Origin of the sequence: Anaerovorax odorimutans (assembly GCF_024459955.1) — a bacterium.
Lineage (GTDB): Bacteria > Bacillota > Clostridia > Peptostreptococcales > Anaerovoracaceae > Hominibacterium > Hominibacterium odorimutans_A.
This window is the reverse complement of record NZ_JANFXK010000140.1, coordinates 1-273: the sequence shown is the minus strand read 5'-3', so window position 1 is coordinate 273 and position 273 is coordinate 1. Positions and strand designations below refer to the sequence as shown.

Here is a 273-nt window from a genome sequence, read left to right as displayed (position 1 = left end):
CATACCTGTTTGGCCTGGGCATCTATGTTTCCACCAGACGTAATTACCGCAAAGGCGAAGAACATGGGTCGGCCAAGTGGGGCGAGGCGCGGGCGATTAATAAGAAGTATTGTGAGAAACCCTTTACTGCCAATAAGCTGATGACGCAGAACGTCCGTATTAGCTATAACAGCAGGAAGCATCGGAGAAACTTACTTACCGTGGTGGTGGGAGGGAGTGGGGCAGGAAAAACACGTTTTTTCTGCAAACCCAACCTGATGCAGGCCAACACGT

The 273-nt window shown here is 50.5% G+C and carries 1 pseudogene; it reads left to right on the top strand.

The features are described 5' to 3' along the window. Positions 1–273, top strand: a pseudogene (locus tag NE619_RS19395) (type IV secretory system conjugative DNA transfer family protein); the annotation flags it as partial.